4 protein-coding genes and 1 pseudogene are annotated in these 3,747 nt (G+C 73.0%); 1 reads left to right on the top strand and 4 read right to left on the bottom strand.

What is annotated here, in order from left to right:
- Window positions 1-144 precede the first annotated feature (144 nt).
- Both ABT116_RS40695 and ABT116_RS40690 read right to left on the bottom strand, forming a co-directional pair.
- Window positions 145-549 carry a hypothetical protein gene (locus ABT116_RS40695; RefSeq protein WP_351645140.1) on the bottom strand — a complete coding sequence of 135 codons (405 nt, stop codon included), beginning with the start codon at window positions 547-549 and terminating at the stop codon, window positions 145-147.
- A gap of 85 nt (window positions 550-634) precedes the next feature.
- Entirely contained in the window at window positions 635-1,417 is a 783-nt protein-coding gene (locus ABT116_RS40690; protein ID WP_351645137.1) for a DUF8842 C-terminal domain-containing protein, read from the bottom strand.
- A gap of 543 nt (window positions 1,418-1,960) precedes the next feature.
- Here ABT116_RS40690 and ABT116_RS40685 point away from each other — a divergent pair.
- Entirely contained in the window at window positions 1,961-2,593 is a 633-nt protein-coding gene (locus ABT116_RS40685; protein WP_351645134.1) for a LysM peptidoglycan-binding domain-containing protein, read from the top strand.
- A 116-nt stretch (window positions 2,594-2,709) separates the two neighbouring features.
- Here the strand turns inward: ABT116_RS40685 and ABT116_RS40680 are convergent, their stop codons facing one another.
- Complete coding sequence (locus ABT116_RS40680; RefSeq protein ID WP_351645131.1) at window positions 2,710-3,351, bottom strand: ABC transporter ATP-binding protein; 642 nt, start codon at window positions 3,349-3,351, stop codon at window positions 2,710-2,712.
- Between the two features lie 326 nt (window positions 3,352-3,677).
- Window positions 3,678-3,747, bottom strand: a pseudogene (locus tag ABT116_RS51080) (catalase); the annotation flags it as partial.

Raw genomic sequence — 3,747 nt, 5'->3', positions numbered from 1 at the left:
TACCTATTTGTCCTATTTTTTCTGTTTTTTACCGAGTTTGTTCATACCTATGGGGGGCCCCACAGGCGCCAATAAATCGTGTCCGCCCCGCGCCGGTCGGGGGGCCCGGTGGGGGGCCCCCCCTTTCCGGTGTCCGGTGCTCGCTCAGATGCCGCCGCGCCGCCCCGGCGGCAGCGCGGCCGGTACGTAGTGCAACCCCGTGCCGTACGCGGCGGTGCCGTGCGAGCCGATGGTTGCGACGCGCTGCCACTGCGGCTGCTGCCCGGCGGCATGGCGGGCGCTCTGGGCGCCCGCGCTGTAGGCACTGTACGAGCTGCCGTACGCCCCTCCGTACGAGCCCGAAGCGTGCGGGGTGTTCCCGAAGGCGGTGAAGCCCAGCTTCTCCTCGCCGCTGCGGTCGCCTGGCAGTGCGCGGAAGGACTTGACGTACTCGGCGTAGAGCGCGTCGTAGATCGGCGTGGCCGATGGGCCGCCCTGGGAGTCCTGGGCCGATCGCGCGGACGGGATCGGCGAGAAGGACTGGCGGCGGGGAACGTCGTATGCGTGCACGTATGTCCAAACGACCCCGCGGGTCAAGGGATGCGGCTCGGCTACGGCTTTCGCAGGTGGACGGCGTGGACGGGTGACGCGCGGCTCAGGTGCCGGCCAGCGGCAGCGCCGAGGCGACCAGCTTTCCGTTCGCCGCCGCCTTGTCCAGCGCGTCCCGCAGCAGGTCCTCGCGCGGCTGGCGGCCGATCGAGCCGGCCGGCGCGGCGAACATCAGCACCTGCTGGAGCTTGTTGGCGGCCGCGCGCCACCCGTCGGTCACCTGGAGCGGCTGGTGCGCCTGCCACCAGGCCACCGGCTGGCCGCCGCCCGCGCCCGGCTGGAGCACCGCGTGCAGCTGGCCCATGGCGAGCAGCACCGACCAGCCGTGCAGCACCGGTGGTACGGCGGACAGCTCCGTCAGCGGCATGAAGCCCTGCTCGATGAGCAGCGGCAGGAAGTCGTCGCCGCCGCCGGTCGCGCCGGGCCGGGCGATGGGCCCGGTCGGCTCGACCACCAGCGCCGGGTGCAGCCCCCCGCCGATCAGCACGAGCCCACTGGTCACGCCGAGCACCGCCTGCTGGGGCACCACCTTGTCGGGCTCCAGGTCGACCGTGTCACCGGTGATGGACTTCACGGCGCCCCGCAGCTGTTCCTCGGTGACCTGCACGACCTGCGAGGGCAGGCAGCCGGCGTGGGCGAAGGCGAGGACGGCGGTCTCGTCCCCGATGAACAGGACGGTGCTGGTGCGCTCCTGCGCGGAGTCGCCCGGAGTGCGGCAGGACGTGCAGTCGTAACTGCCCGGGGCGGTCTCTCCGGCGAGCAGGCGGTCGGCTTCTTCGTCGCCGATCTCGGCGCGTACCTCGTCGCTGACGTCGAGCATGCGCGGCACGGGTGGCTCCCTCGGGGATGCGGTGCGTGGCAAAGCCGGGTGGCTCCCGGCCCGTGGTCCGGGTAGGTCCCGGCTCATGCAGAAGACAACGGGCGATCTGTGGCGGGAGTCACGCCCCAGGGCGAACGGAATCGAACCATCCAGCGCACGGAGTCACGCTTCGCGCGGAATCGCGCACTCATCGTCAACTCACGGTGCAGTAAAGGGCGTTGGGCGGGTGAAGTGGGTCACAGATCACCAGGGAGGTTGGTCGACAAATCCGGAAATCCGCGAATGAAGTGGGTGTCCGGAAATTGCCGTTACCCGAGGTATCGGTGAACTGGCCTGCCAGGACGGGCGACCGGTTGATGCCGGCCGCCCACCTCCTTAGATTCCTCCGCCGTGTGCAACGAGCACCGCTCGGGTACGTCCACCGGCCGCCGGGTTCCCAGGAACCGGGCACGGCACCGCTCCGGTGGACGGGGCGAGCGCGACCCTCGCGCCCCATGGCGCGGGAATTGCGCTCCGCCTTGGGGGATCCCGGGTGTTTCGAAAGGGACCTACATGTCCGAATGTGCCGATACCACTCGCTCCAACGCCCGGAAGCACCAGGTTCGTACGACGGCGGTCCTCGCCGGGGCGGCACTGCTCGCGCCCCTCGGACTGCTGGCCGCGACCGGAAACGCCGCGGCGGCCGACAGCGGAGTGTGGGACCGCATCGCCCAGTGCGAGAGCGGCGGCGACTGGCACATCAACACCGGCAACGGCTACTACGGCGGACTCCAGTTCGCCCCCTCCACCTGGAACGCCTACGGCGGCACGGCCTACGCGCCCACCGCCGACCGGGCGAGCAGGTCCCAGCAGATCGCCGTCGCCACCAAGGTCCAGCGCGCCCAGGGATGGGGCGCCTGGCCCGTCTGCTCGGCACGCGCCGGGGCGAGCGGCGGCGCACCCGCCGCAGACCCGGTCACCTCCACCGAGCCTCCGGCGGCGAAGCCGTCGAAGGCCCCCGCGCGCGCCGCGGAACACGCGGACCGCGGTTCCTCCCGCGGTGACTACACCGTCCGCCGGGGCGACACGCTGAGCGGCGTCGCCGCCCGGCACGGGACCACCTGGCAGCGCCTCTACGCCGCCAACAAGGCCGCCATCGGGGCGGACCCCGACGTGATCGTGCCCGGCCTGCGCCTCAGGTTCTGAGCCGCTGCTCCCCCTCGCCGGGACACGGGCCCCGTCCGGTCGCCCGACCGGACGGGGTTCAGACGTGATGCCCCCGCCCGACCGCACCACGACGCCTGGCACGCCGGCGTCCCGCATCAGCCCGCGAGCTCACCCGCCTCCCCGGCGAACACCACCGCCCCGCGGCGCAGTTCGTAGACGACGGCGGGCCGCTCCCGCAGGGCGGGCGGCAGCCGCTGCTCGGCGATCACCACACAGGCGTCGAGACCGGCCAGCAGTTCGTACGTCCGGGCCGCGACCGACGGCGACATGCCCTGGGCGGGCTCGTCGGCGAGCACCACCCGCGCGCGTGCGAGCAGCGCCCGGGAGAGGGCGAGCATGCGCTGCTCCCCGCCGGAGAGGGTGCCCGCGCGCCGCTCCAGCAGGGGCCGCAGCCGCGGGTAGGCGTCGAGGGCCACGGTGTGGTCGCGCGCGGCGAGTTCGAGGTTCTCGCGCACGGTGAGCGAGCCGAACACGGCCTGCCGCTCCGGCACCAGGCACATCCCGCGCCGGGCGCGTTCGTGGGCCGGGACGCGGGTCACGTCCGTGCCGTCCCACAGCACGGCGCCGCCGGACAGGGGCACCGTGCCGGCCAGGGCGTTCAGGGCGGTGGTGCGGCCGGAGCCGTTGCGGCCCAGCAGCACGGTGAGGCCCGGGCCGGCAGCGGCGAGGGTGATGCCGTGCAGAGCCTCCAGGGGGCCGTAGCGCACGCGTGCCTGGCGCAGGGAGAGCGTCGTCACCGGCCGGCCCCCGGCTCCAGGGCGTCCAGGACGTGCCCGGGCGGACCGGAGGCGACGATGCGGCCCGCGGTCATCACCTGCACGACGTCCGCGAGACCGGCCACCAGGTCCAGATCGTGCTCGACGACGAGGAGGGCCGTGCCGTCGGCCGCCAGGGCCTTCAGGACCCGGGCCAGGGCGGCCACTTCGGCGGTGTCCAGACCGGCGGCGGGCTCGTCCAGGAGGAGGACGCGGGGGCTGCCCGCGAGGACCCGGGCCAGGGCGGCCACTTCGGCGGTGTCCAGACCGGCGGCGGGCTCGTCCAGGAGGAGGACGCGGGGGCTGATCGGGTCCTTGATGAAGAACACCGGGGTGTTGTTCCCGACGAGGTCGTAATTGCCTTCCCCGGTGTAGAAC

The sequence above is a fragment of the Streptomyces sp. NPDC002130 genome (assembly GCF_040296465.1).
In the GTDB taxonomy this organism is placed as follows: domain Bacteria; phylum Actinomycetota; class Actinomycetes; order Streptomycetales; family Streptomycetaceae; genus Streptomyces.
Note: the sequence above shows the minus strand (reverse complement) of the source record. Positions and strands in the feature narration are given on the sequence as shown.